The following is a 24,091-nucleotide window of genomic DNA, read 5'->3' as shown; positions in this document are numbered from 1 at the left end:
CTATATCTTGATGTAGAATCAAATTCATCAACTACATATTGAGTTGTGTAGTCAGATTTCAACGAAATTGTCAACTAGCGCATTTGACATCTTTGCTGTCAGAAGCGCTTTTATATTGCTGAAATTTCAGTAAAACGGCGTGACAATTTTAGAAGGAGAGAGAAGCATGCTGGTAGTCTACGATTCAAGAACAGGCAATGTGAAACGCTTTATTAATAAATTGAATATGCGAGCGGTACCCATTGGCGAGCTTGATGAAGTGGACGAGCCTTTCGTTCTGGTAACCTATACGACCGGATTTGGTCAGGTGCCGGAGCGCGTCATGACTTTCTTGAACCGGAACAGCAAGAACCTGCAAGGGGTATCCGCAAGCGGCAACCGGAACTGGGGAGACGGCTTCGCGAAGAGCGCAGATATGATCTCATCTCTGTTCGACGTGCCCGTCATATCGAAGTTTGAATTATCCGGCACGAATCAAGATATGGAATACTTTGTCGAAAGGGTGCGAAACATTGAAACACATCGAACTGAACAACGAATTGATGCAACGCGGAGCGGACGGCTTCTATCAATTGGATAAAGATAAAGAGGCAGTAGCCGCTTTTATGGAGGAAGTAGAAACGAAAAGCGTTAAATTCGGTTCCCTTCGCGAAAAGTTGGACTACCTCATCGAGAACGACTATTACGAGAATGCATACGACCAATATACATATGAGCAGATCGAAGCGGTGTTCACGCTCACGGAGAGCAGCAGCTTCCAATTCGAATCGTATATGGCCATCTCGAAATTCTATAAAGACTATGCAATGAAGACGAACGATAAATCGAAGTACCTGGAGCAATATCATGACCGCGTAGCAATCGTTGCCCTGAACCTCGGAGAAGGTGACGGCGCCAAAGCGCTGCGTATTGCGGAAGCCATGATCGAGCAGCGTCTGCAGCCGGCTACCCCAACGTTCCTGAACGCTGGCAAAAGCCGCCGCGGCGAGATGGTATCCTGCTTCCTGCTTGAGATGGACGATTCCCTGAACTCCATTAACTATGTGCTTGGCACCTGCATGCAGCTGTCGAAGATCGGCGGCGGCGTTGCGGTTAACCTGTCCAAGCTGCGCGGACGCGGCGAGGCGATCAAGGGCGTAGAAGGCGCTGCAAAAGGCGTTATGCCGGTTCTGAAGCTGATGGAGGATGCCTTCTCTTACGCGGACCAAATGGGTCAGCGCAAAGGCTCCGGGGCAGGCTACTACAACATTTTCGGCTGGGACATTATTGAATTCCTTGATTGCAAGAAAATTAACGCAGACGAGAAAACACGGATCAAAACGTTGTCGATCGGTCTGATCATTCCGAATAAATTCTATGAGCTTGCGGCAAAGAACGAGACTCTGTTCGTATTTGGCCCTCATTCCGTTCATAAAGCATACGGCAAACATCTCGACGACATGGATATGGACGAGATGTACGAAGAGCTGCTTGCCAACGATAAAGTCGTGAAAAAAGCCGTCATGAACGCACGCGACATGATGACGAAAATCGCTTCGATCCAGCTGGAATCCGGCTATCCATATATTATGAACAAATCCAATGCCAACCGGGTTCACGCCCTGAAGGATATCGGTCAAGTCAAAATGTCCAACCTCTGCACCGAAATTTTCCAAGTGCAGGAGACTTCGACGATCAATGATTACGGCATGGATGACGTGATCCGCCGCGATATCAGCTGCAACCTGGCATCGCTGAACATTGTTAACGTTATGGAACGCAAGAAAATCAAAGAATCCGTCCATGTGGGTATTGAAGCCTTGACAACGGTCTCCGACGTATCCGAGATCGACAACGCTCCGGGCGTGCGCAAAGCAAATGAAGAGCTCCATTCCGTTGGTCTTGGCGCAATGAACCTGAACGGCTTCTTCGCGAAGAACAAAATCGCTTACGAAAGCGATGAAGCGAAGGAGTTCGCCAGCGCATTCTTCATGATGATGAACTACTACTCGATCGAGAAAAGCATGGAAATCGCCAAAGAGCGCGGCAAATCATTCAAAGACTTCGACCGTTCGGAATATGCGAAAGGCACTTATTTCACGCGTTATATCGAGACAGACTACCGTCCGGCGTCGGATACAGTGAAAGCATTATTCGAAGGCATGGAGATCCCTTCTCCTCAAGACTGGGCAGCTTTGAAGGAAAAAGTACAGAAATACGGCTTGTACCATGCTTACCGTCTGGCAATCGCACCGACACAAAGCATCTCGTACATTCAAAACTCGACTTCGAGCGTTATGCCGATCGTAGAACATATCGAGACACGTACTTATGCGAACTCGACAACCTACTATCCGATGCCTTACTTGGCTCAAGATAACTACTTCTACTATAAATCGGCTTACAATATTGATCAGTTTAAGCTGATCGACCTGATCTGGGAAATTCAGCAGCACGTGGACCAAGGCATCTCGACGGTTCTTCACGTGAACAGTAACGTAACGACCCGCGAACTGGCGCGCTTCTACATTTATGCCGCTCAGAAGGGCCTCAAATCGCTCTACTATACGAGAACAAAGCGTCTTTCCGTTGAGGAATGCACAAGCTGCGCCGTATAATTTGAACTAATGACAAGGCTGCCGGAAGATGATTATCGGACAGCAGCCTTCTACCAAAGGAGTAGGATTAATGAAAGCAGTAAACTGGAACCGTCCGGATGACGACTTTACTCTTACCTTCTGGCAGCAGAACGTTATGCAGTTCTGGACAGACGAGGAAATTCCGCTCTCCGACGATAAAATGGACTGGATGGAAATGAGCGACATCGAGCGCAGCGTGTACAAAAACGTGCTGGGCGGGTTGACGCTTCTCGATACGATTCAAGGCGGCATCGGCATGCCGAAAATCCTGGAGCATGTGGACGGCCTGCAGCGCAAAGCGGTACTGGCGTTTATGTCGATGATGGAGCAGATCCATGCGAAGTCGTACTCCAGTATTTTCACGACATTGGCTTCGGCGGAAGAGATCGACGCGATCTTCCAATGGGTGGAGACCAATGAGCAGCTCCAGAAGAAAGCGACATTGATTTCTTCGTGGTACCAAGGCATTGAGACCAAGCAGCAGCTGTACAAAGCGATGGCTGCATCGGTATTCCTGGAAAGCTACCTGTTCTACAGCGGCTTCTTCTATCCGCTGTACCTGGCTGGCCAGGGCAAAATGACAAGCAGCGGCGAGATCATCGACCTGATCCTTCGCGACGAAAGTATCCACGGCCTGTACGTTGGCGTTCTGGCTCAGGAGCTGTTCAACGAGTTCACGCCGGAAGAGCAGACGCAGCTGAAAGAAGAAGTGTACGCGCTTCTGAACACGCTGTACGAGAACGAAGTGGTCTACACGGATAACCTGTATACCCCGATTGGCCTGCAGGAAGAAGTGAAGGCTTATGTCCGTTACAATGCGAACAAAGCGCTTATGAACCTGGGCTTCGATTCTTACTTCCCGGAAGAGCCGGTTAACCCGATCGTCTTCAACGGTATCAGCACGCATACCAAGCAGCATGACTTCTTCTCGAAAAAAGGCAATGGCTATGTGCGCACCGTGCATATTGAGCAATTGCGCGACGAGGATTTCGTTTTTAATATGTAAAATCATCCAAAGCCGGCTCTCTATGAGCCGGCTTTTTTTGTGCCTGTGGAGAGCAGGAAAAAACAATTAAAATACTATCCTAAAAATGGCAATCATGTTACACTAATGGCGAAATGAAGCTCATCCCTGCTTAATACGTACCGTTAAATTCTTTGAGTGCGAAGTAAGTTTTGCTTCAATTCTAAGAGTTTTCAAATTATCTTTTAATTTGGCTTAGAGTTCTCAGGAATGAAACGCGCTTTACCGCCTAAGGATGGCGAAGCCGTTTCACCTTGGCAAAACTTTAAGCCAATGCTTTCGAAGTAAGTTTTGCTTCGAAAACTTTTTAGGAGGTATTCGCTTGGACAACTGCTCCATCATTACGAAGCCTGCTATTCATTTGGCCGGAATCAGCTATTGCGGTCCGTATTCTACCTTTCCGGATGAAGCAATCCGGCTGCAGAGCGAGTTTTTGTCACGCAAGCATGAATTAAACACCGTATCCAAATCACCTGTCTTATACAGCCCGTATTTCGGCAATGAGGTATTTGCCTCTTATTGGGCTTGTTATGAGGTGTATCATATGGAGGAGCTGCCCAAAGGGATGGTGCAGTTCACGATTCCGGAACACCGTTATGCCATGGTAGCGACCACAAACAAACGGATTGGCGAAGCTTATGAACAGCTGTTTGCCTGGATGAACGAGCGGAAGCTGAACAAGCATGACAGCGCACTGGCCATTGAAGTCTTTTATACCGATGAACGGCATTGGGAAGAGGAAGAGGTTGAGCTTCTTATTCCATTGCGAGACGAATAAATAGGAAACAGGGTACCCCGCGGGTCAATGTCATTTAAGTTTAACCTAATGACATTGTCCCACTGGTGTCCCTGTTTTTTTTAATGGTTTATAATAAAGACAATAAGGAGGGCGGATAATGAAACCCATTTATGTGGTGGATGCTTTTGCAAGCGACCCGTTCCGCGGAAATCCGGCAGCGGTGTGCTTATGCGAGAAGCCGGAAGACGAGCGGTGGATGCAGCAGGTGGCAGCAGAGATGAATCTGTCCGAGACTGCCTTTCTGGTGCCGATCGACGACGGCTATGACCTGCGCTGGTTCACGCCGGAGACGGAAGTTGATCTCTGCGGTCATGCCACATTGGCTTCAGCATTTGTGCTGTGGCAGACAGGGAGACTCCAGCCGCAAGATACGGCCAGGTTCGTTACCAAGAGCGGGATTCTCACCGTTGCGTATGACGCCGTTGACGGCTGGATGACGATGGACTTTCCGGAAGAGACGGCGCAGCCGGTGAACGCCCCGGAAGCGCTTATACAGGGACTTGGACTAATTCCCCGTTATACGGGCAAGAACCGTATGGACTATGTGGTTGAGGTAGATAGTGAGCAAACGGTGCGCAGCCTAAAGCCCGATCAGCAGCAGCTTATCGCGGTGGGTGGCAGAGGGGTCATTGTTACGGCGAAGGCGGCAGCAGGCTCGCCTTATGATTTCGTATCCCGTGCCTTCTATCCGAATGCGGGCATACTGGAGGATCCGGTAACGGGTTCGGCTCATTGCGCGCTTGCGCCGTATTGGGCAAGAAGGCTTCGCAAGCAGGAGCTGACGGGATATCAGGCTTCCAAACGCGGAGGCATCGTGAAGGTTGCCGTTAACGGCAGCCGTGTCCTGTTGACCGGCCAAGCGAAGCTGATTTTGCAAGGGACACTGGAAGTATAGTAAATGATGAAAGCAAGGAGAGTTAATCTGTTATGAACTACGATGTCATATTATTTGATGCTGATGATACGCTATTCGACTATAAGAAAGCCGAGGACTACGCGCTTTCAAGCGTTTTTGAGGAATTTGGCATCCAATCGCCGGATACCGACTATGTAGCGATCTATCGGACCATTAACCAGGAGCTGTGGAATGATTTCGAAAAAGGTGCCATTTCGCTTGCCGACCTTCGGGTGGAACGCTTCAGCCGGTTGTTCGCCGGCACGGGCATAACCATAGGCGCTGACGAGTTCAGCAGCCGGTACTTAAATTATTTGGGAGCTGGCGCCTATTTGATCGACGGGGCAGTGGAGCTTGTAGAAGAGCTGCGCTCCAAGGTCAGACTCGCTATTATTACAAACGGGATCCGGGAAGTGCAGCTGTCGCGTTTTGCCAAGGCGGGCATGGATCATTATTTCGAGCATATCATCGTATCGGAGGATACGGGCTATCAGAAGCCGCATCTTGGCATCTTCGAGTACACCTTTAATAAGCTTGGCATTACCGATCCGGGCAAAGTGCTGATTGTAGGGGATTCATTAACCTCTGATATACAAGGCGGTCTGAACAGCGGGATCGATACCTGCTGGTATAACCCGCATAACAAGACGAATCCGACACCCGTTCAACCTAAATTCGAAATCAAACAATTATCCGAGGTGCTGACCCTGCTATGACAAAGACGTATTCCGCTATTTTATTTGACCTTGACGGTACTTTAACCGACCCGAAGCTGGGCATCACAAGCGCTATTCAATATTCTCTGAGCAAATTCGGCATTCAGGTAGATAATCTCGATGTCCTCGATCCTTTCATTGGACCGCCGTTAGCCGGCTCGTTCAAGGAGTTTTACGGCTTTACGGATGAAATGGTCACCCAGGCTATTGCTTACTACCGGGAATATTTTTCGGAGAGAGGCATGTACGAGAACGAGCGATATGCGGGTATAAAAGAAGTCCTTGCAGCTCTGAAGGAGCAGGGGGCATCATTGTATGTCGCTACGTCGAAGCCTACCTTCTTCGCTGAAAAAATCATCGCATACTTCGAGCTGAGCGAATACTTCGAGTTTATTGGCGGCAGCAATCTGGATAATACGCGCGTCGATAAAGGGGAAGTTATCGAGCATGTGCTTCTAACCTGCGGCTTGTCCGCGCAGGATGCCATCATGATTGGCGATCGCAAGCATGATATTATCGGCGCCAAGCGTCATGGCATGGACACTATCGGCGTGGGCTACGGCTATGGCAGCGAAGAAGAATTGAGGCTCGCAGAGCCGACTTATCTGTCGGGAACGGTAGAAGAGCTGGGACAGCTCTTGAGCGGGTTGGTAAGGAAGTAAATGAAGGTTAGTCATGTGGTGCTCGCTCTCCGGATAGGGGAGCGGGCTTTTTTTGTTCGTGGTGAGAGATGCGGCGAAGAAGAAACGCTGATGAGTAAGAAGCTTTTGGAGCTTACAGGTGAGGGGAGTGGTTAAAGAGTTAGGTGGATGGAGAAATGTAAGGTGCCTTTGGAGCTTACAGAGTGATTTTAGGAAGAAACGCTAGTGTGTAAGAAGCTTTTGGAGCTTACAGATAAGGGATTGGTTAAAAAGTTAGGTGGATGGAGATGGGGAAGACGCCTTTGGAGCTTACAGAGTGATTTGAGGAAGAAACTCCGGAGTGTAAGAAGCTTTTGGAGCTTACAGGTAGTGGTGGGGGAAATGAGCAGAAATGGAGAGTGTATGGGGCTTATGGGAAAGTGAATGCGGGGGAATATTGGGGACCGGATTGGACTGTATGAATTGTGGAGAATAAAATAACAGGGTCTAATCTGTAGCGGCATACGGCTGCTAAGACTAGACCCTGTTTTTTAGGTTGTTAGTGCTTTTTTCTTGCTGGACGGTAAGGAATGGAATAGGGATACCTTGTTTTTGCCGGTGGTTTTCGAATGGTACATGGCCTCGTCCGCCAGCTTGATGAGCTGGACGACTTCCTGACTATCCTTGGAAGTACTGACGCCAACGCTTACGGTTACAATGGTTTCTTTTTCGACGCGGCTGCGGATGGATTCGGCGACTCGTTCCGGCTTAACCCGCTCGGTAGTTATGCAGGCTAGCAGCTCTTCGCCGCCGTAACGGCCAGCCGCTCCGATTCCCGCGGATTCTTCCTTCATAATCTCAGCCACCTGCTTCAGAACGCCGTCGGCCTTATGATGGCCTTGCGTATCATTAAGCTTCTTGAAGTTATCGATATCGCAGAAAATAACGGCAAGTCCTTTCTGATTTTGCAGCAGCTGCTCCGCCTTTGAGGTGAAATGCCGCCGGTTGTACAAGCCTGTTAAACCGTCCGTAATCGATGACTGATAAGTCATCATCAGCCGCTCGATCACCCATTCGAACAGCAGGAGGAAGAGCTGCATGAAATAGACGACCGGCAGAAAATAGCTGAGCAACACGAGCCAATCCACAGTGCCGTGGAACACATAACCATCAGCAATTCTCGATAGATCCAGGATGAAATAGGTAATGAGGCTGGCCGAGAACTTGCCGTTCATCTCCGCCCCTTTGGTGCCAAGCAGAATCAGGAAGGTCACAATTAATGAGTAGAAATCAAGAGCAAGAAAACGGTACTGCCCTCCCGGGAGCAGAACTTCTTCGGACGGATCAATAAACATGTACTGCAGCAGGGCGATAAAAAAGGTCAAGCCAATCAGCAGCACGAAGGGGGCAACTTTTATCTGTGCGCCACGATGAGTATATAATTTCATGAACACAAAGTTTATAATAATAAAAGAGACGATTTGTAAAATCATCGAAACAACATGAAGCCATGGCGGAAGCTCCTGCTCGGGATAAGCGAGCATCGCAAGAACGGTGTTCTGCACCATAAAGAGCGGGATCGTTAAGGTGAGCAGCCGGTAGATGCGTTTGTTCCGATAACTGGTATACAGCCGGGTTGACATGAAAAGCATGAGTATAAGGATGATAATGACACATGCGGAAGAAATAAGCTGGCCGTTAGGCCCGGTAAGCCAGGTTAGAATTGTCATAAATGAGTATCACCATATCCTATGGAGTGTTGCTTTACAGAAACATATGTTCTAATATATCATGATTTACGAGATGGTAAAAGGTTGACACTGGAACGAAAGAGCTTGATCTCCCATAATTAAGTTATCGGCTTATAACTGGTTAAAATTAAAGAGGATCAACAGCGAATGCTTACGAAGCATGAATCACACAAATAGTCGGGAATTAGACTATTTGTGTGACAATTCATAAGCACATGCTTACGAAGCAAAAATTATCACAAGTGGCACAGAGTAAGCCACTTGTATGAAATTTTTTTTAGCGAATGCTTACGAAGCATGAATCATCACAAATAGTCAGGAATGAGACTATTTGTGTGATAATTCATAAGCACATGCTTACGAAGCAAAAATTATCACAAGTGGCACAGAGTAAGCCACTTGTATGAAAATTTTTTTTAGCGAATGCATTCGAAGCATGAATCATCACAAATAGTCAGGAATGAGACTATTTGTGTGATAATTCATTTTAGGAGGAAGGACATTGAATATACTACAAGCATTGTTTTTTCCGCCGGAACAACCGGGCGGCGTGTCCTCCATGGTGCCTTACATTCAAGAGCGTTTTTTGAAACTGGGCTGGCAGATGGAATTATTCTCGCTTCCGAAGCGGGTAAGAGGCAAAGGACAAGAAGAAATCGTATTCGAAACATTTGATGTGACACCGTTCCTTGGTGATCCTATCGTTGATAAATATTTGCAGACGATGCGGGACTATATTTGGTGGACGCGTCTTCGGCTTAAAAAGTCTTATGATATCATTCATGCGCATCATCCAATCGCGGCGCTTGTTATGAAGCAGCTGTATCCGGATACGCCCGTGATGATGACGATTCACTCCAGCTTCGAACGGGAGCTTGTCCTGAACGGAAAAATTGAAGAAAACAGTACGGCGCACCGCTTCTTGACTTCGATCTACGGTGAACTGGAAGCCAAGCTTGACCGACTGCTTACGGTATCGGATTCATTCCGGACTTATTTATCTCCTTATATGAAGGATACCTCGGTTATTAAAGTTATTCCGAACGGGTTTGACGAGAAACGCTTCAAGCCAATCGCCCACGAGAATGCCGTACCTCAATTTATTACGGTATGCCGTCTTGTGCCGGCGAAAGGTCTGGATATTCTGCTGCACGCTTGCGCGGAACTGAAGCGGCGCGGGCATCCTTTTGTCCTGCATATTATCGGGGACGGGCCAATCCGGGAGGAACTGGAGCAGCTTGCTGTTAAGCTGGACCTATACGACGACATTATTTTTTACGGTTACATGCTTCATCCCGAAGAGTTCATGCCGTTCTTCGACGTCTTTGTTCTTCCTTCGCGCGCGGAAGCCTTCGGTTCCGTATTTGCGGAAGCGGCTTTGTGCTGGCTGGCACTTGTCGGAACAAACGTCGGCGGCATTGCCGAGCAAATCGAAGACGGGGTAAACGGTCTGTTAGTGCCGCCGGAAGACGCGCCTGCGCTCGCGGATGCGCTCGAGAAGCTGGTAGTGGATCCGACTTACCGCTACAATCTGGCGCGCGCAGGCTGGGATAAAGCGAAGAAGGTCTATTCGCTCCAGCGGGTCATCTCGCAGATGAAGAGAGTTTATTTATCGCTGAAACCGGAGGAATAATCGTGACGGTTCCTTTTCGATTTATACATGCGGCAGATTTGCATCTCGACAGTCCGTTTCGCGGAATGAGCAAGGTGCCGGATGCGCTGAAGGAGAGGCTGATGGCGTCTACCTTCAGCGCCCTGCGCCGGCTAACGGAGACGGCGATTCGGGAGCAGGTTGATTTTATCGTCATATCCGGTGATTTGTACGATGAGGCGGACCGTTCGCTGAAAGCGCAGCTTATTCTAATGAAGGAATGGGAACGTCTGCAGCAGCATGGAATAGCTGTATTTGTCATACACGGCAATCATGATCCTCTTAACGGCGCCAGGGCGGAGCTGAAGCTTCCTTCCAACGTGACGCAATTTGGCGCAAGCGGAATGGAATATCGGCCGGCTTACTGCAGAAACGGTGAGCTGGCTGCTTTTGTTTACGGGATGTCTTACGGGAAGCGCCACGTAACCGATAATTTGGCGGCAGGCTATTCGCCGGTTGAAGGTGCGCCTTTCCATATCGCGATGCTGCATGGCAACGTGAACGGGGATCAAGCCCATGATCCGTATGCGCCTTGCTCGCTTGAGGAGCTGGTTGGCAAAGGATTCGATTATTGGGCATTAGGCCATATACATACAAGAAAAGTGCTGCATGAATATCCGCATGTCGTTTATTCGGGCAATATTCAGGGGCGGAATCCGAGAGAAACAGGACCAAAAGGATGCTATGTGGTTGAGGTTTCCTCTTCACGGGCCGTTCAATTGACCTTTGTGCCGCTTGATGAAATCAGGTGGCTGGAGGCTAGGGTTTCTATTGCGGGACTAAATACGGAGCAGGAGCTGCTTCAACGGCTCGAAGAGCAGGCTGAGCTGCTTGCATCTGAAGGAGAAGGGCGGACGGTCATGCTTCGGCTTCTGCTGGACGGTCAAGGTCCGTTGCATCCTAAGCTGACGGAGACGCTTACGATCCGTGCCTTGCTGGAGCAGCTGCAGCAATTGCCGCTCGAGGCATGGGTTTATGCTCTTGAAGGAAATACGAAAGCTCAGCTTGAGCTGTCGGAGCTGCAAGACGAGGACAGCTTTGCCGGTGAATTGTTCAGGCTTACGTTGCGGCTGGAAGCCGAGAAGGACGCATGGAGGCGGGAAGCTGCCGCAGCCGTCGCCCCTCTCTCCGGACATGCAAAGCTGGGAAGGCTGCTCCGCGGACGATGGGACGAGCTACCCCAGCATTGGCTGGAGCAGGCTAGAGAGCTTGCTATTGGACTGCTTACGGCTGACGGTAGAGAAGGGAGGAAGGATGAATGAAACTGCTTGAGGCCCGGATTGACGGTTTTGGCCGGCTGCAGGGATTAAACATTCGGCTGGACGGCCCTTCCGTTGTTTTGTATGGCATGAACGAGGCAGGTAAAAGCACGTTGTTCGGATTCATCCGTACGATTCTGTACGGTTTTGCAAGGCGGAACCAACCGGCAGAACGGCAAGAGCCGGTAAACGGCGGAACGCATGGCGGACAGCTGGTGTTTGAAGACGAGGATGGCTGTTCTTACATAGCGGAGCGTTATGCCAGTCAGAACGGGGGCCGCTTGAAGCTGCGGAGGCTTGGTCATGCAAAGCTTGAGCATCAAGCGGAAGAAGAGAGCTGGCCAACGCAGGAGGAATGGGAGCGGACCTATCTTGGCGGAACAAGCGAACAGCTTTTTCGGGAGCTGTACGCGATTACTTTAACGGAGCTGCAGCAGGTCGGAGCCTTGTCGCATGACGAGCTGGGAAGGTATTTGTATCATGCCGGCTGGGAGAACGGCAAAGCGATTGCTGCCGCCGAGAAGAAGCTGCAGCAGGAGATGGAACAGCTGTTCAAGCCGCGCGGGGTTAACCAGCAGATAAATAAACAGCTGAAGACACTGGAGCAGACGGAGCAGGAGCTACGGAAGCAGGCGGATGCCATTCAGGCATACAATGAGCTGCAGCAGGAGATGGAACGGATTGGTCTTGAGCTCGGCAGGCTGGATGCAGAGCTGCCCGAGCGGCAGTCTGCCGCGCAGCTGGCGGGCAAAGCTCATGCGATACGGCCGTTTTGGCTGAGGAGGCTTGAGCTTGATAGGGAGCAGGAAGGCATAGCCGATGCGGGGCGGATTACTCCCGAAGCGGAGCATCAATGGCATGAGCTTCAGAAGGAGCGAAGCAGCCAGAGCCATGAACGGGAGCAGCTTGAGCAAGAACGGCAGCTGATCAGGCAGAAGCGCTTGGCGATCCAGGTTAATGAAGAGCTGCTCGCCCGGAAGGAAGAAGCCGAAGCGTTGCTGCTTGAAAGCGAACGGATGCAGCTCTTGCGCGAGGAGAGACTTACGCTAATCGCGGAGCTGCAATCGGATGAAGAAGTATTAGCGCGTCTGCTTGGACGAATCGCTCCGAACTGGGGAGAGCAGCAGCTGCTTGAGCTGCAGCTGACCGTATCCGACCGGGAATACGTGCGGGGGCAAAGACAGCTTGAAGTGGCGGCAGGCCGCAATATAGAGAGGCTGAACGCCGATCTGCATGCGGCGAGCCAGCAGGAGCGGGAGGCTGCTCAGCTGCTTGCCGAAGCGGAGGTCGAGCTTGCGCAAGCTGAAGCTGCCGCAAGCGGGCGCATGGCGTTCAGCGGCGCCGCATTCCTGCCTCAAACGAGCGAAGCGATGCGCGCAGCGTGGAACAGCTGCGATGCCGCGCTGCGCGAGTGGGAGCTCGAGCGGCTGCAGAGCGGTTCAGCCGCGCAAGAGGAGGCGGGTCAAGGCTCTGCCGGCCCGCTATGGATCGGCGCGGCGCTGGCCGGCGGCGCCGCTGTTGCTTTGGGCGCCGCCTCGCTTGGCGGCGGCGCTTTCCCTGGCGCAGCCGGCGCAGCTGCTGCGCTAGGCGCGCTCGCGCTGGCGCTGGCCGCGCTGGCGCAGGCCCGCGGCCGCCGCGCGGTTAGGCGCGGGCCGCGGCGCACTCGCGGCCCGGCGCCAGCGCCAGCGCCTGCGCGCGAGCAGCGCGTCCGCGCAGCGCTCGCGGCGCTCGTCGGCGCGCCCGCGGAAGCCGCCGCAGCGCTGCTGGCGGAGCCGCCGCAGGCCGCCGCGGCTCGCGAGCAGCTGCGCGCCGCGGCCGAGGCTCGCGCCATCGCGCTGCAGCGCAGCGAGCAGCTCGGCGCCGGCCGCCTCGAGCTGGCGCGCCGCCATGCGCGGCTTCGCGCTGCCGCGGGCGAGCGCCGCGAGGCAGCTGCCGCCGCGGCCGAAGAGCATGCGGCCGCCGTCCGCCAATGGCGCGGCTGGCTGGAAGCGCTGGCGCTGCCGGACATGTCGCCGGACGCAGCGCTTGAAGTCTTCGAGCTCGCCGAGCAAGCTTTGCTCCGGCTCCAGCAGCGGGACCGCCGCGCGGCGAAGCAGGCCGCGGCGGAGACCCAGCTCGCCGCGTTCGAGATCCGCGCGGCGGAGCTCTGCGCCGCTTTCCCCGACGCGGCGCATCGTCTGCCTTCGGAGCCAACGCTTGCGCTGCGGCTCCTGCAGGCGGAGCTGCGCCGGCAAGCGGCGGCGCAGGAAGAAGCCGCCCGGCTGGATGAGCGGCTGCAAGCCTTGCATATTGCATCTGTTGCTGCACAGGACAAGCAGCTAATCCTTGCATCTTCCATGCAAACCCTCCTCGATGGCGCCGGCTTCAAGAGTGAGTCCGAATTCGCCGCGGTCCTGGTTCACCGCTCCCGATTGGAAGAGATCCTTCTCGAGAGCTCCAAGCTGCAGATTGAAATTACGGCTGGCTTGTCAGAGCTGCGGATAAATGAACTCGAGCAGCTTCTGTCTACAAATGACGGAGACGAGCTTGAACGGCTTTTTATAGATTTGAAAAATAAAACAAAGCAGCTGGAGCAAAGCAAGGCGGAGCTGCTGGACAGGCGCGGCAGGCTCCGTCAGCAGCTGGACCATCTGCTGCAAGAGGAGAAGCACCGGGAGCTGCTGGCGGTTAAGGAAATGACGATCGCCCAGCTGGCTCAGGATGCGGAGCGATATGCCGTGTTGTCTGTCAGCGCCTCGTTGATCCGGGCGACGAAACGGATCTATGAGGAAGAGAGGCAGCCTGCCTTGCTCAAGCTGGCTAGCGATTACGTCCGCAGGCTTACCGAAGGACGGTATATCCGGGTGCTTACCTCGCCTGATCAGCCTTCTATCCGGCTTGAGGCCTCGGATAACCGCCTGGTCGATTCCGTCATGCTGAGCCGCGGAACAGCGGAGCTTATCTATTTGGCGATGCGGCTGGCGCTTGCCGCAGAACGAACAGCAGCAGCGGGGCTGCCGCTGCTGCTGGATGATTTATTTGTGAACTTTGACCGCCGGCGTCTGGAGGCGGCAGCGCATTTGCTAGGCGAGCTGACGTCAACGCGGCAAATGATTTTGTTTACGTGTCATGAGCATATCCGGGATGTCCTCCAGAGCCATATTCCTCATGCTCTTCAAATTCAGCTTCCCGGCGGAAGTCGGCAGCTAGTGGGCCATCTTTCGCCTAATAATCAGGTATAGCCAGCCTAAGCTGATAAGGCCAAAGATCGGATACAAGGTAGAGAGAAGCGGGCCAAAGCCGATCTGGCTTGCGACAAAGCAGAAGGCGAGCACCCCGAAGGTCAACACCGGACGAGACCATTTCAGCCGCTCCTGCAGCTGGAGGGTAAGGCCGTAGATATCGGCAATAAGCGTGGTAAAGATTTCGGCAAAGATCAGAAAAATATAAATGTACTGGACGACATGGCCAAGCTGCTTGGCGATGCCTCCCATCGGAATCGCAAACTGCTGAATGCCGGGCATATGAACCGATAGCGCAATATGTCCGGCCAGCAGCATGATTCCTATGCCGATACCGCCGATCCATGAGCCAAGCACAATGGTTTTTCGGTCCCGGATCTCCGCGCCAAGCGGTACTAGTACGGCCTGGGCCATAGACAGGTTAAAAGCCGTATACAGAAAAGGGGAGGCCCATGCGGCCCACACCGAATGATCGGTGGAAATGGTAATGAATCTGCTGGACTCCGGCGTTTGAAAGGTATCCAGCATAATCAGGACCGTGAACAAAAGCATGATCGGCACGACGATGGCATTAACCGTCAAGATCGCCTTCATTCCCTTGCGCAGCAGGAAGTAACAGGCGGCAATCGTGATGATTAAGCCGGACTGATAGGAGATATTCCAATTCTCGTAAAAGATCGTGCCGGCGCCGGCGAGCATGACGGCCGTCACTCCCAATAGGATAAGAAGCATGAAATGGCTGATCCACTTCCCATACTTCTCGCCAAATAAAGCAATATTAAGATCCTCGTACGATTTTGCCCCAATGTCGCTGGCAATGATCATCATTTTCCCGCCCAGCCATATAAAGAGCGCCGTCGCAACCGCGATCGTCAGCGTACCCCAATAACCGAAGCGGGTGAAAAACTGCAAGATCTCTTGTCCAGTCGCGAAACCGGCGCCTACAATGGTGCCTATATAAGTAGAAGCAATTTGCAGAACCTTACCTGTACGCTTTGCCATGGCATGTCCTCCCGAGATAACCTTCTATATAAAAGGTATGTCCAAAGAGGGACGGGCATGACAGCAACTTCAGGCGCAACCGGTTATGCCCCGGCTAACAGCTTAATGGAAACGATTTTGTCGCGATCCGGATCAAGGTCAAACTTCAGCAAAGAGTCTTTCCCCTGATAAGTAATAATGTAATTGTTCTGCGAAGAGGGCTTGCCAAGCGCCTTCAGAACGGCCTCCGTCCGGTCGTCGACCCGTATGCCGCTTAGACCGGTTACAATCGATTTATCGTAAACCTCAATATATTGAATGGTCTTTTGCGCATTAATTCCGACGGCGAAGCCTTTGTATTCGTATACTTCAATGGCTTCCGAATCATCCTCCAGGCTGTAAACATCATCTGCTTTACCGTAGCGCTCCGACACCTTGGCATTGGAATCGCCAATGGCTAACCCCAGCATGACCGGATGAGCCGCATTCCATTGCTGCTTGGCCGAGGCTTGCGTGGTTTTGCCCGATGACTCTGCGCTTGTGTCTCCGCCGTTCGTATTTGCGCCGTTTGAGTATGGCTCCTTCTCGGAAACTCCGTTCTCTTTCTCTTGCCCTTGAAGATAGGTTTTCTGCGGGGTATCTCCCGTTAAATAAGTATCCTTATGATTATCGGCAGGCAGCATGCTTGATTGGGAGTTCGGGTTTAATCCGCTTGTGCAGCCTGCTGTGGTAATCAGGGTAAAAGCAAGGACGACCGCCCATTTTGCCGTGTCGTATTTCCGTATAGTCTTCTTCATTCTATTGCGCTCCTTTGGGGTCGCTTTTGTCCAATTCTCTTATCCTTATAACGCCTGCATCTGGAAAAAGTTTCTTCATTATACATTCCTTCTACTATATAGACGCCATATCCTTCTTCGATAAAAAAATTGAAAAAGCCGGGTTGCGTTGTTCGCCTATCCTATGGTAAGTTATCGAAAAGAGATTTTGGTGGAGGGAAATGACGATGGATATTTTAAAAGAACGAATTTTAGAGCAGGCATCGGTGCTTTCAAACGATGTGCTGCGACTGGATTCCATACTTAACCACCAGGTCGATCCTGCTCTTACGATGGAAATGGGACATGAATTCGCTAAACGGTTTGCTGACGAGAAAATTACGAAAGTACTTACGATTGAATCCTCTGGTATTCCCGTTGCTTATGCAGCGGCTTATGTGCTAGGCGTACCGCTTGTATTTGCGCGTCGCAAGAAAACATTAATCGCGGATCCGGATGCCTATTCGGAGCGTGTTCCATCCTTCACGAAGGGGATGGTGACCGACATCATGGTGTCGAAGCAATTCTTGTCGAATGAAGATAAAGTGCTCTTCATCGACGACATCATCGCCAATGGCGATGCAGCCCGCGGACTTATTAAAATCATTGAAAGATCAGGCGCTCACCTGGTAGGCATGGGGATTGTACTGGAGAAATCGTTCCAGGCCGGTTCGAGAACATTGCGCGAGCAAGGCGTACGGGTAGAATCACTTGTAAATGTTACTTCTTTGAAAAACGGGCAAATTCAGTTCGACTAAGTTATAATGAGAGTGAATAACCGAGGGGAGGCAGCAGCAATGTTAACTTCTGAATTTTTGACTGCGAAACTAGGTGACGCGAAAGTCCACTTCGAACGCGCACTTGATTGTAAGCATACGGAATTTGATGATTTGTATCCTTATATGATTGAGCATCCGCAATTTTTCTGGTACAAGCGTTATGTCGCTTGGTCGGAACTTCTTACTATTGTGAAGCTTTGTGATGAACTCGGTGAGGAATGGAAAGATCAGTTCACGGAACGTCAGGCAGAATATATTGCAAAACGCGTTATGTCTTCACGAGTGCTCGACGAGTGGTATGAAACCAATGATTCCAAGGAGCATGTCGGTTAATCCGTACGGAGGTATTAGCGGTGATTAGTGAAGAGCAGTTAGATCAGTTCCGAGTAAGCGGGGATCTTGTTCGGGTCGTCCGTGACGAGATGGAAGTTAACGATGTGGTAGGGATCGTTGTTGCATGGGATGATACCACATTCGTGATCCGGCGCAAGAACAAGCGGGTCGTTAAGCTGAGCCGCAATTACCGCGTTGAGCTTGCCTCAAGCGAACGCGGTTCTGCCGAGTAGCAAGCAAGTACAGCAGGCAATTCTGTTTCGGCAGAGTTGCCTGCTTTTTTATTTGCCGGAGTAAAAGGAGAACAACAAAAAAAGGCTTTGGCCGTCTATCGCTAGACTGTCCAAAACCTTTGAGTTAGTAAAGTTGGTGCGGTCGAGAGGACTCGAACCTCCACGGCTGTTACACCACTAGAACCTGAATCTAGCGCGTCTGCCAATTCCGCCACGACCGCAAATGTTGTTGCCAACGAAAGATATAATAGCATTATTTCATGGGAAGAGTCAAGCGGTTTGTTAAATTTAAATGAAGATTGACGGCTCATCAGAATTACAATTCAAATTGGACAAATAAAAAAGGCTCCAGCTCATGCGCTGAAACCCTTTATGTATGGTGCGGTCGAGAGGACTCGAACCTCCACGGCTGTTACACCACTAGAACCTGAATCTAGCGCGTCTGCCAATTCCGCCACGACCGCATGCCTTATTACGTCCCTAATGGTAGCATGTACACGATTCGTTCGTCAAGGGATCCGATAAAGTTGCAAAATTCAGCATATTTTTCCTCGGTTGGACAAACAATGAAAGAGATAATCAGGAAAGGGTGTATGTCATGAATAAACCTTGCAGGGCAGCTGCCATTGGGATCATTGCACTTCTGTTATTATGGCCTGTTAGTGCCGGGCAAGTAACTGCGGCTGAAGAGGAACAAGCCAAATCGGCAAGACAATTCGCCATCGTCATCGATGACTTCGGCAACGGAATGGACGGTACGGAAGAGATGCTGAAGCTTCCTGTCAAATTCACGGTTGCGATTATGCCGTTTATGCCAACAACCCAAAAGGATGCGGAAGAAGCGCATCGTCTTGGTCATGACGTTATCGTACATATGCCAATGGAGCCTAATAAAGGGCTCAAGAAATGGCTGGGACCGGGAGCGATTACGGCGGATCTCAGCGACGCCGAGATACGGAAGCGGGTTGAAGAGGCGATCGATAATGTCCCATACGCCGTTGGCATGAACAATCATATGGGATCCAAAATCACGGCGGATGAACGGATCATGCGAATTGTGCTCACGGTATGCAAGGAGCGGGGGCTATTCTTCCTCGACAGCCGTACGACCTTCAAGACCGTTGTTCCGAAGGTAACCGAAGAGCTTGGGGTGCCGGCACTCGGCAATGACGTTTTCCTGGATGATGTGTATACGGAGCAGCATGTGGCCAAGCAAATAACGCTTGCGAAAAAACATCTGGAATCACACGATACTTGCATCGTCATTGGCCATGTCGGGCCATCGGGCAAAAAAACGGCAGCCGTCCTGAAGGCATCTATTCCGTCGATGCAGTCGGACGGCCATGTAGAATTCGTGAAGCTGTCTAATCTGGTGCCTTCTTTATCGGGCGATCCATTTATACTGCCGAATCCCTGAAGCGATAGCCGTAGCAATACGGAGCTGCTGCCGCGGATCGGTAAGCATGAGCCGGTCGCCTTCATGGCTGATGAATCCCATTTCGACAATGACGGCAGGCTGATCGACCTTGCGCAGCAAATAGAAGGGTTTGCCTTCCCTCGGATAGAATGCCGTCTGCTGCTGTCTGTTCAGCGTATCCTGGATACAAAAGGCCAGCAGCGCGCTTTCGCCGGAGGATTGATGAAGAACAAGCGGACCATGCTTGGACCGGTCCTTCGTCCAGTTCACGTGGAGGCTGACCAGCATGGTAGTTTCAATCTCGTCGGTTAATTGGCGGCGCTGCGACAAATCGCGTTTGTGCCGCGAACGGCTTATATGCCATCGGTTATCGTCGCTTAGCGCATAATCGCCGGTACGGTTTAATACTGCGGGAATGCCTTGGCTGTTCAGAAGCAGATAAAGCTTTTGGGCAATCGCCAGGTTAATGTTCTTCTCCAAAATTTCGCCGGCCGTAGCTCCTCCATCTATGCCGCCATGCCCCGCATCAATCAAGACGGTCGCCGACGGCATTGTCCAGCTGTCCTCCGGGGCTTGAGCGAGCTGTTTGGTTTCCGGCATGGCCGCTGACAGCTGCGATGTTGACAAAAGCAAACCAATCCATACAAGAACGGCGATCCGCATCATTTTAAACAACTTGAATTCCTCCTTCTTTATGCCAAGACGCCGTAATAAAGCAGCTACCGATAGCGTGGCTTAATGAAGGAAAACTCATGCATGTTTATGTTCCGGGCATTCCGGGCAAACTTCTAGTAACAAATAAACCGCAGAGGTGATCGAACGTGGCAAATGGACATGATCTGATTAAATATATGACCGTGGAATTTGTGAACTACATCGAGACGCCGAAGGATGAACGGAAACAAGCAAAGGCGTCAGCCAAAGCCGCAAGGGAGCATTGGCTGACGCGCTGGTTCGGATGGGGCGGATCAAGCGTGTTGTTATGGTGGAAAGGCCGTACGGAACGTTAACGGTAGAAGTAACCGAGCTCGGCAAGAAGCTTGAGGGGAATGTACCTTGTGCTGCTGCCGAGCTCGTCTGTTTCCAGAGCGGCATATACGGTGCCGTTATCTCCCCAATTATGATAGCCGGTTACCGACCACACATACAGCATTTCCTTATTAAACCGCTCAGCCGTATAACGGAGCGGTTCTTTGGAGCTTAAAGCTTTCAGGACCAGCTCTGTATGCTCTGCCGTTGCTTGAAGGGGCTTCTCCGTCAGCCAAGGCATCTTGCTGTAAGGATCGAAGGAGCGGCTGCGGACGGCCCTCTTGATAACGGAATCGCCTTCCAGAGCATAACGGACTGCAAGGCCTTCCTCCGCTTTACTTGCCTTATCCCAGGTTGTTTGCCGGAGAGGCAGCCATTCTCCGCTCATGCCATCCAGATAAGTATCCTCGGCAGAGCCCTTAATATCCCAGACAGCCAGCAACGGATGAATATATAAGGCCTGGTTGGAATCCAGCAAGGACGTGATCAGCTCAAGTTGCACAAGCGACCGTTGCAGCGTTGTCTGATCAAACAAGTATTCCCCGGTTCCATATTCCCCAAGCGCGAATCCGCCATTTTCCTTGGCTTGAATAACCAAATAGCCGGCGGTTTGACCTTTATCCTTCACGATAGCAATCCAGCTATGCGTGCCGGGACCAAGCGGCGATACGGTAAATTCGGCGTCGCTCCATGCATGGAATTCCGGTAATTTCGCAAGCTCGTCCATCCAGCCGCGAATCGCGGATTGGAGCTGATTTTGCTGCGTTATAGGGGAAGGAGGGATTGGCTCGGCTTGAACGGTCGTAGCGGTGATAAGGAGTGTCGATACTACTAAGGCGGCTATAGCCGCTTGTCGAATCCACTTTTGCATAGGGCACACCCTTTCTTAATTCTGCATGTGTTTCTGACATGTTCCCATTATATTGGACAAGCCCGCAGAAGGCTGTTGGAACCTGTCGCGGGCATGATTGTTTATGATGTTCTTTTTTTGGCGTATGCTTGCGAATGCCGTCTGATTGTATCTATTCGATGCCTTCCAGGTGGAAAATACCGCAGTTAATGGCGGAAGCCGTCACCCTGGGCTCATATTGCCATCTGATCTCGGTCTGGCGCTGGTTGAACTGTTCCTCGATGGCGGCCTTTGTGTCATCTTCGGCATGCTTAATCATCGGATCATAGTAATGGCGGATCCTGTCCAGCTCTTCCTCCAGCCTTGCTGCCGCATCTTCCGCCCAGGCATAGTCGTAATTTTTCAGCTTGCGTTCAAGGCTTGTCTCGATTACGCCCAATGCTTTCGCATAAGATAGACCGTTCCGGGTCAGATGAATATTAGAAGGCAGCCGAGGCGTCAGCTTGAGGTTTTTGAGGCGGTCATAGAAATTCTCTACCACCAGTCCTGTTGCAAGGGAGACGCCGTAGCTGTGTATTTCCTCTCGCTTCCGGTCGCAGGCGAATTCAACGCGCATGTTAACGCCTAGCCATGCGGTGTACGGCGTCGATTGGAAGGGAGTGCTGGAGCGCCTTTCGGGCTCCTGGAACAGGTTCACATAGCTCCCTGACGTTTTGGCTGCACCAAAGAGCTGCTCCAGCTTGCGGGAGCCGAAGTAGAGGTCCTCTCTTGGCGTGCGGACAGCATTAGCCAGATTATTATTCACAAAGCCGAAGGAGCGGTTAAGCGCGGCATCCACGGCATTCGCAGCCTGGGCCGGCGCCGGAGCCGGTGAAGTCAGGTTCTCCTCATACTTCTCCTTGTCCGTTACGAACAGATAGGTCATCGTCTCCGGCTCCGATCCCGTGCGGTCAACAAAGCTCCAATAGAATGGACGGTTCGTCAATTCGCGATCGGCGGCAGGGGAGAGCTTGACGGTAAAATGGGCCGGCGATTTCTCCAGGATTGAGCATTCTGTCGCTTCAAGGAAACGCTGGACGTACTTATGGACCTGCTTGGAATTCACGGTCTCACCTCGACTTTCTGGCCAAGCTCGGTCATCTGAGCAAGGATGGTTGAACCTTTGGGAGCCTCGGGCGAATCCGTTTCGCTCCGGAGCTTGGAGAAGGTTGAACCAAGATGGTTAAGCTTCTCCTCCAGATGAGTGGTGTCTTCGCCGGATTCAAGGAGCAGCTTCGCCAGTTGCTGCTCGATGGAGCCGGCATCGGACTCGAACCGCTCCAGAATATGATCGAGCTCGCCGATTACGAGCTCGAACAGATTGATTTTCTCATGCAGCAGATTTACGATATGCTCTTCAATTGTCCCTAGCGTACATAAATTGTAGATCTTCACATCTTCCGTCTGCCCAAGCCGGTGAACGCGGCCGATCCGCTGCTCGACGCGCATCGGGTTCCACGGCAGGTCGAAGTTGATCATATGGGAACAGAACTGCAGATTGATCCCCTCGCCGCCGGCTTCCGTTGCGATCAGCACTTGTGCCCGCCCGCGGAACAGATCCATCATCCAATCCTTTTTGCCGCGGTTCATGCCGCCCCGGTACGGTACGGCCAATATGTTATGCGAGCGGAAGAATTGCAGCAAATACTCCTGCGATGCCCGGTATTCGGTGAAGATAATCACCTTGTCGTTAATCTGCTGGATAAGCTCCATGACCTTCTCGGCTTTCGTATTCGCCTTGATTTGTTTGATGAACTCAACCAGCTCCCAGATTTTCGGGCGAATTGGAGAATCCTCGGCGGTTTTCTTGAACAGATTAACAAGCGTAATAAATACCGCATCCCGGCTGCTGCATACCTCGCGCTGCAGCGTAACGAGAGGAAGCATGCTCATCATATCGACGCCGTCTTCCTTGTAGCGGTCCCTGACAAATGCCGTTACGGCATCATAGAGAGCTTTCTCCTCGGGAGACAGCTCCAGAGGGATATTCTTCACGACGCGTTTCGTGAACGATATGCCGCCATCGCCTCGCCGGTTGCGGATCATGACGGTGGACAGCGCATCCTGAAGCTGCTCCTCGTTCTTCGGCAGCCGCTTGTCGACAACAAAGTTGGCCGCGAACTCGCTTTGGCCGCCAAGCTGGCCGGGCTTCAAGAGCGTAATGAGGTTGTACAGCTCATCCAGATCGTTCTGGATCGGCGTAGCGGTGAGAAGAAGACAATATTTTTTGCGGAGCTGCAGCGCAAATTGATAGTTTGTCGTTTTTTTGTTTTTCAGCTTATGGGCTTCATCAATAATGATCATGTCATAATCCTGGCCGAGAATGATGTCGCGGTGCGGATCGCGCTTGGCTGTATCGATGGAAGCAACAACGACGTCATATTGCCAGGTATGTTCTTTCTTCTGGGCGACGGCCGAAATGCCAAACTTTGAATTCAGCTCTCTCACCCATTGCAGGACGAGGGAAGCGGGGACAAGAATCAACGCTCTCCGGACGAGACCGCGAACCATATATTCTTTGATCACAAGGCCGGCTTCAATCGTTTTGCCAAGGCCTACTTCATCGGCGAGAATAGCGCGTCCGCCCATCTCGTGCACGACTTTGCGCGCCGTATCAATCTGATGCGGCATCGGCTCGAAGGAAGGCAGCGTACGCAGGCATTGCAATTGTTCGAAGCTGTCGATCCGTTTGGCCTGTTCGGCTTCCATCGACAGCTGATAGAGCGTCCAATCATCCCAAGGTCCATTTTTCGCCATACGGCTTTGCAGCTCTTCGAACCAGGTGCGGTCACATTGAAGGTCAACAAGCGGATGCAGCTTGCGCCTTACAATAGAAGCTTCGTTGGAAGCGGGACTTACATTCGCCTGATTATTCATAGTAAAGGTCACGATTGGACAGCTCCTTTTTTAAAATATAAGAAAGTACAAGTTTCCCTATACTGCGCTTATATTTCACCTGCAAAACGTTGCAGCTCTCTTTAATGAGGGAGAGTTGTCAGTCGTTTCGCCTAGGCGAATAGAGATTATTGTTGTCACTAGTATGGTCTTTTTCAACAAATCT

General features: G+C 51.5%; 22 protein-coding genes and 2 tRNA genes. 15 read left to right on the top strand and 9 right to left on the bottom strand.

Features of this window, described 5'->3' with window-relative positions:
• Positions 1 to 166: 166 nt before the first annotated feature.
• The 7 genes from nrdI (at position 167) to M3194_RS04150 (ending at position 6,714) form a co-directional block, all read left to right on the top strand.
• A complete protein-coding gene (gene nrdI / locus M3194_RS04180; protein WP_251651767.1) occupies positions 167 to 580 on the top strand; it encodes a class Ib ribonucleoside-diphosphate reductase assembly flavoprotein NrdI in 414 nt (137 codons plus the stop codon).
• Positions 513 to 2,597 carry a class 1b ribonucleoside-diphosphate reductase subunit alpha gene (nrdE, locus tag M3194_RS04175; protein WP_251651766.1) on the top strand — a complete coding sequence of 695 codons (2,085 nt, stop codon included), beginning with the start codon at positions 513 to 515 and terminating at the stop codon, positions 2,595 to 2,597. The genes nrdI and nrdE overlap by 68 nt, the downstream gene beginning before the upstream one ends.
• A 70-nt stretch (positions 2,598 to 2,667) precedes the next feature.
• Entirely contained in the window at positions 2,668 to 3,624 is a 957-nt protein-coding gene (nrdF, locus tag M3194_RS04170; protein ID WP_251651765.1) for a class 1b ribonucleoside-diphosphate reductase subunit beta, read from the top strand.
• Between the two features lie 340 nt (positions 3,625 to 3,964).
• Positions 3,965 to 4,420 carry a GyrI-like domain-containing protein gene (locus M3194_RS04165; protein ID WP_251651764.1) on the top strand — a complete coding sequence of 152 codons (456 nt, stop codon included), beginning with the start codon at positions 3,965 to 3,967 and terminating at the stop codon, positions 4,418 to 4,420.
• A 118-nt stretch (positions 4,421 to 4,538) separates the two neighbouring features.
• Positions 4,539 to 5,336, top strand: a complete 798-nt coding sequence (locus M3194_RS04160; protein WP_251651763.1) for a PhzF family phenazine biosynthesis protein — start codon at positions 4,539 to 4,541, stop codon at positions 5,334 to 5,336.
• A gap of 32 nt (positions 5,337 to 5,368) precedes the next feature.
• The gene (locus M3194_RS04155; RefSeq protein ID WP_251651762.1) at positions 5,369 to 6,052 is read left to right on the top strand and encodes a YjjG family noncanonical pyrimidine nucleotidase; all 684 of its coding nucleotides are present in this window, start codon (positions 5,369 to 5,371) and stop codon (positions 6,050 to 6,052) included.
• The gene (locus M3194_RS04150; protein ID WP_251651761.1) at positions 6,049 to 6,714 is read left to right on the top strand and encodes an HAD family hydrolase; all 666 of its coding nucleotides are present in this window, start codon (positions 6,049 to 6,051) and stop codon (positions 6,712 to 6,714) included. Before M3194_RS04155 ends, M3194_RS04150 begins: the two co-directional genes overlap by 4 nt.
• 509 nt (positions 6,715 to 7,223) lie before the next feature.
• Here the strand turns inward: M3194_RS04150 and M3194_RS04145 are convergent.
• Positions 7,224 to 8,402 (bottom strand): GGDEF domain-containing protein, encoded by a 1,179-nt coding sequence (locus M3194_RS04145; protein ID WP_251651759.1) that lies wholly within the window; start codon positions 8,400 to 8,402, stop codon positions 7,224 to 7,226.
• A gap of 523 nt (positions 8,403 to 8,925) precedes the next feature.
• Between M3194_RS04145 and M3194_RS04140 the strand changes: the two genes are divergently transcribed.
• Genes M3194_RS04140 through M3194_RS04130 form a run of 3 tightly spaced genes read left to right on the top strand, consistent with a single transcriptional unit; the run spans position 8,926 to position 14,554 of the window.
• Positions 8,926 to 10,056 carry a glycosyltransferase family 4 protein gene (locus tag M3194_RS04140; protein ID WP_251651758.1) on the top strand — a complete coding sequence of 377 codons (1,131 nt, stop codon included), beginning with the start codon at positions 8,926 to 8,928 and terminating at the stop codon, positions 10,054 to 10,056.
• Between the two features lie 2 nt (positions 10,057 to 10,058).
• Complete coding sequence (locus M3194_RS04135) at positions 10,059 to 11,336, top strand: metallophosphoesterase family protein (protein WP_251651756.1); 1,278 nt, start codon at positions 10,059 to 10,061, stop codon at positions 11,334 to 11,336.
• On the top strand, positions 11,333 to 14,554 hold the full coding sequence (locus M3194_RS04130; RefSeq protein ID WP_251651754.1) for an AAA family ATPase: 3,222 nt from the start codon (positions 11,333 to 11,335) through the stop codon (positions 14,552 to 14,554). Before M3194_RS04135 ends, M3194_RS04130 begins: the two co-directional genes overlap by 4 nt.
• On the opposite strand, the gene M3194_RS04125 is transcribed toward M3194_RS04130, so the two are convergent.
• A complete protein-coding gene (locus M3194_RS04125) occupies positions 14,519 to 15,556 on the bottom strand; it encodes a YkvI family membrane protein (protein WP_251651752.1) in 1,038 nt (345 codons plus the stop codon). The two genes, M3194_RS04130 and M3194_RS04125, sit on opposite strands and share 36 nt — an antisense overlap.
• Before the next feature lie 83 nt (positions 15,557 to 15,639).
• The gene (locus M3194_RS04120) at positions 15,640 to 16,332 is read right to left on the bottom strand and encodes a hypothetical protein (RefSeq protein ID WP_251651751.1); all 693 of its coding nucleotides are present in this window, start codon (positions 16,330 to 16,332) and stop codon (positions 15,640 to 15,642) included.
• Between the two features lie 206 nt (positions 16,333 to 16,538).
• Between M3194_RS04120 and M3194_RS04115 the strand changes: the two genes are divergently transcribed.
• Genes M3194_RS04115 through M3194_RS04105 form a run of 3 tightly spaced genes read left to right on the top strand, consistent with a single transcriptional unit; the run spans position 16,539 to position 17,695 of the window.
• Positions 16,539 to 17,108: a xanthine phosphoribosyltransferase gene (locus M3194_RS04115; protein WP_251651749.1), complete on the top strand. Its 570-nt coding sequence runs from the start codon at positions 16,539 to 16,541 to the stop codon at positions 17,106 to 17,108.
• 39 nt (positions 17,109 to 17,147) lie between these two features.
• On the top strand, positions 17,148 to 17,462 hold the full coding sequence (locus M3194_RS04110; RefSeq protein ID WP_251651747.1) for a hypothetical protein: 315 nt from the start codon (positions 17,148 to 17,150) through the stop codon (positions 17,460 to 17,462).
• A gap of 20 nt (positions 17,463 to 17,482) precedes the next feature.
• Positions 17,483 to 17,695, top strand: a complete 213-nt coding sequence (locus tag M3194_RS04105; protein ID WP_251651745.1) for a hypothetical protein — start codon at positions 17,483 to 17,485, stop codon at positions 17,693 to 17,695.
• Between the two features lie 134 nt (positions 17,696 to 17,829).
• Here M3194_RS04105 and M3194_RS04100 read toward each other — a convergent pair.
• Positions 17,830 to 17,916: transfer RNA gene (locus M3194_RS04100), tRNA-Leu, on the bottom strand.
• A 156-nt stretch (positions 17,917 to 18,072) separates the two neighbouring features.
• Positions 18,073 to 18,159, bottom strand: a tRNA-Leu gene (locus M3194_RS04095).
• 134 nt (positions 18,160 to 18,293) lie between these two features.
• Between M3194_RS04095 and M3194_RS04090 the strand changes: the two genes are divergently transcribed.
• The gene (locus tag M3194_RS04090) at positions 18,294 to 19,112 is read left to right on the top strand and encodes a divergent polysaccharide deacetylase family protein (RefSeq protein ID WP_285889077.1); all 819 of its coding nucleotides are present in this window, start codon (positions 18,294 to 18,296) and stop codon (positions 19,110 to 19,112) included.
• Here M3194_RS04090 and M3194_RS04085 read toward each other — a convergent pair.
• Positions 19,077 to 19,778: an N-acetylmuramoyl-L-alanine amidase family protein gene (locus M3194_RS04085; protein WP_251652130.1), complete on the bottom strand. Its 702-nt coding sequence runs from the start codon at positions 19,776 to 19,778 to the stop codon at positions 19,077 to 19,079. The two genes, M3194_RS04090 and M3194_RS04085, sit on opposite strands and share 36 nt — an antisense overlap.
• A gap of 155 nt (positions 19,779 to 19,933) precedes the next feature.
• On the opposite strand from M3194_RS04085, the gene M3194_RS04080 reads away from it, so the two are divergent.
• Complete coding sequence (locus M3194_RS04080; protein ID WP_251651742.1) at positions 19,934 to 20,122, top strand: YqzE family protein; 189 nt, start codon at positions 19,934 to 19,936, stop codon at positions 20,120 to 20,122.
• Here the strand turns inward: M3194_RS04080 and M3194_RS04075 are convergent.
• From M3194_RS04075 to M3194_RS04065, 3 genes are all read right to left on the bottom strand, one after another.
• Entirely contained in the window at positions 20,119 to 21,012 is an 894-nt protein-coding gene (locus M3194_RS04075) for a hypothetical protein (RefSeq protein WP_251651741.1), read from the bottom strand. The two genes, M3194_RS04080 and M3194_RS04075, sit on opposite strands and share 4 nt — an antisense overlap.
• Positions 21,013 to 21,163: 151 nt before the next feature.
• Positions 21,164 to 22,096, bottom strand: coding sequence for a YqhG family protein (locus tag M3194_RS04070; protein ID WP_251651739.1), 933 nt, complete (start codon positions 22,094 to 22,096; stop codon positions 21,164 to 21,166).
• A complete protein-coding gene (locus M3194_RS04065) occupies positions 22,093 to 23,907 on the bottom strand; it encodes a DEAD/DEAH box helicase (RefSeq protein WP_251652128.1) in 1,815 nt (604 codons plus the stop codon). The genes M3194_RS04070 and M3194_RS04065 overlap by 4 nt, the downstream gene beginning before the upstream one ends.
• Positions 23,908 to 24,091 lie beyond the last annotated feature (184 nt).

The organism is Paenibacillus glycanilyticus, assembly GCF_023715145.1.
Taxonomy (GTDB): Bacteria; Bacillota; Bacilli; order Paenibacillales; family Paenibacillaceae; genus Pristimantibacillus; species Pristimantibacillus glycanilyticus_A.
The sequence above is the reverse complement of the archived record's forward strand: the minus strand, read 5'-3'. Positions and strand labels throughout refer to the sequence as shown.

What these genes read in the sequence shown, in the direction of transcription:
- M3194_RS04115 (WP_251651749.1), top strand. Translation starts at nt 16,539, where the DNA reads ATGGATATTTTAAAAGAACGAATTTTAGAGCAGGCATCGGTGCTTTCA.
- M3194_RS04125 (WP_251651752.1), bottom strand. Translation starts at nt 15,556, where the DNA reads ATGGCAAAGCGTACAGGTAAGGTTCTGCAAATTGCTTCTACTTATATA.
- M3194_RS04075 (WP_251651741.1), bottom strand. Translation starts at nt 21,012, where the DNA reads ATGCAAAAGTGGATTCGACAAGCGGCTATAGCCGCCTTAGTAGTATCG.
- nrdF (WP_251651765.1), top strand. Translation starts at nt 2,668, where the DNA reads ATGAAAGCAGTAAACTGGAACCGTCCGGATGACGACTTTACTCTTACC.
- M3194_RS04090 (WP_285889077.1), top strand. Translation starts at nt 18,294, where the DNA reads ATGAATAAACCTTGCAGGGCAGCTGCCATTGGGATCATTGCACTTCTG.
- M3194_RS04145 (WP_251651759.1), bottom strand. Translation starts at nt 8,402, where the DNA reads ATGACAATTCTAACCTGGCTTACCGGGCCTAACGGCCAGCTTATTTCT.
- M3194_RS04110 (WP_251651747.1), top strand. Translation starts at nt 17,148, where the DNA reads ATGTTAACTTCTGAATTTTTGACTGCGAAACTAGGTGACGCGAAAGTC.
- M3194_RS04150 (WP_251651761.1), top strand. Translation starts at nt 6,049, where the DNA reads ATGACAAAGACGTATTCCGCTATTTTATTTGACCTTGACGGTACTTTA.
- M3194_RS04130 (WP_251651754.1), top strand. Translation starts at nt 11,333, where the DNA reads ATGAAACTGCTTGAGGCCCGGATTGACGGTTTTGGCCGGCTGCAGGGA.
- nrdI (WP_251651767.1), top strand. Translation starts at nt 167, where the DNA reads ATGCTGGTAGTCTACGATTCAAGAACAGGCAATGTGAAACGCTTTATT.
- M3194_RS04155 (WP_251651762.1), top strand. Translation starts at nt 5,369, where the DNA reads ATGAACTACGATGTCATATTATTTGATGCTGATGATACGCTATTCGAC.
- M3194_RS04120 (WP_251651751.1), bottom strand. Translation starts at nt 16,332, where the DNA reads ATGAAGAAGACTATACGGAAATACGACACGGCAAAATGGGCGGTCGTC.
- M3194_RS04065 (WP_251652128.1), bottom strand. Translation starts at nt 23,907, where the DNA reads ATGAATAATCAGGCGAATGTAAGTCCCGCTTCCAACGAAGCTTCTATT.
- M3194_RS04085 (WP_251652130.1), bottom strand. Translation starts at nt 19,778, where the DNA reads ATGATGCGGATCGCCGTTCTTGTATGGATTGGTTTGCTTTTGTCAACA.
- M3194_RS04160 (WP_251651763.1), top strand. Translation starts at nt 4,539, where the DNA reads ATGAAACCCATTTATGTGGTGGATGCTTTTGCAAGCGACCCGTTCCGC.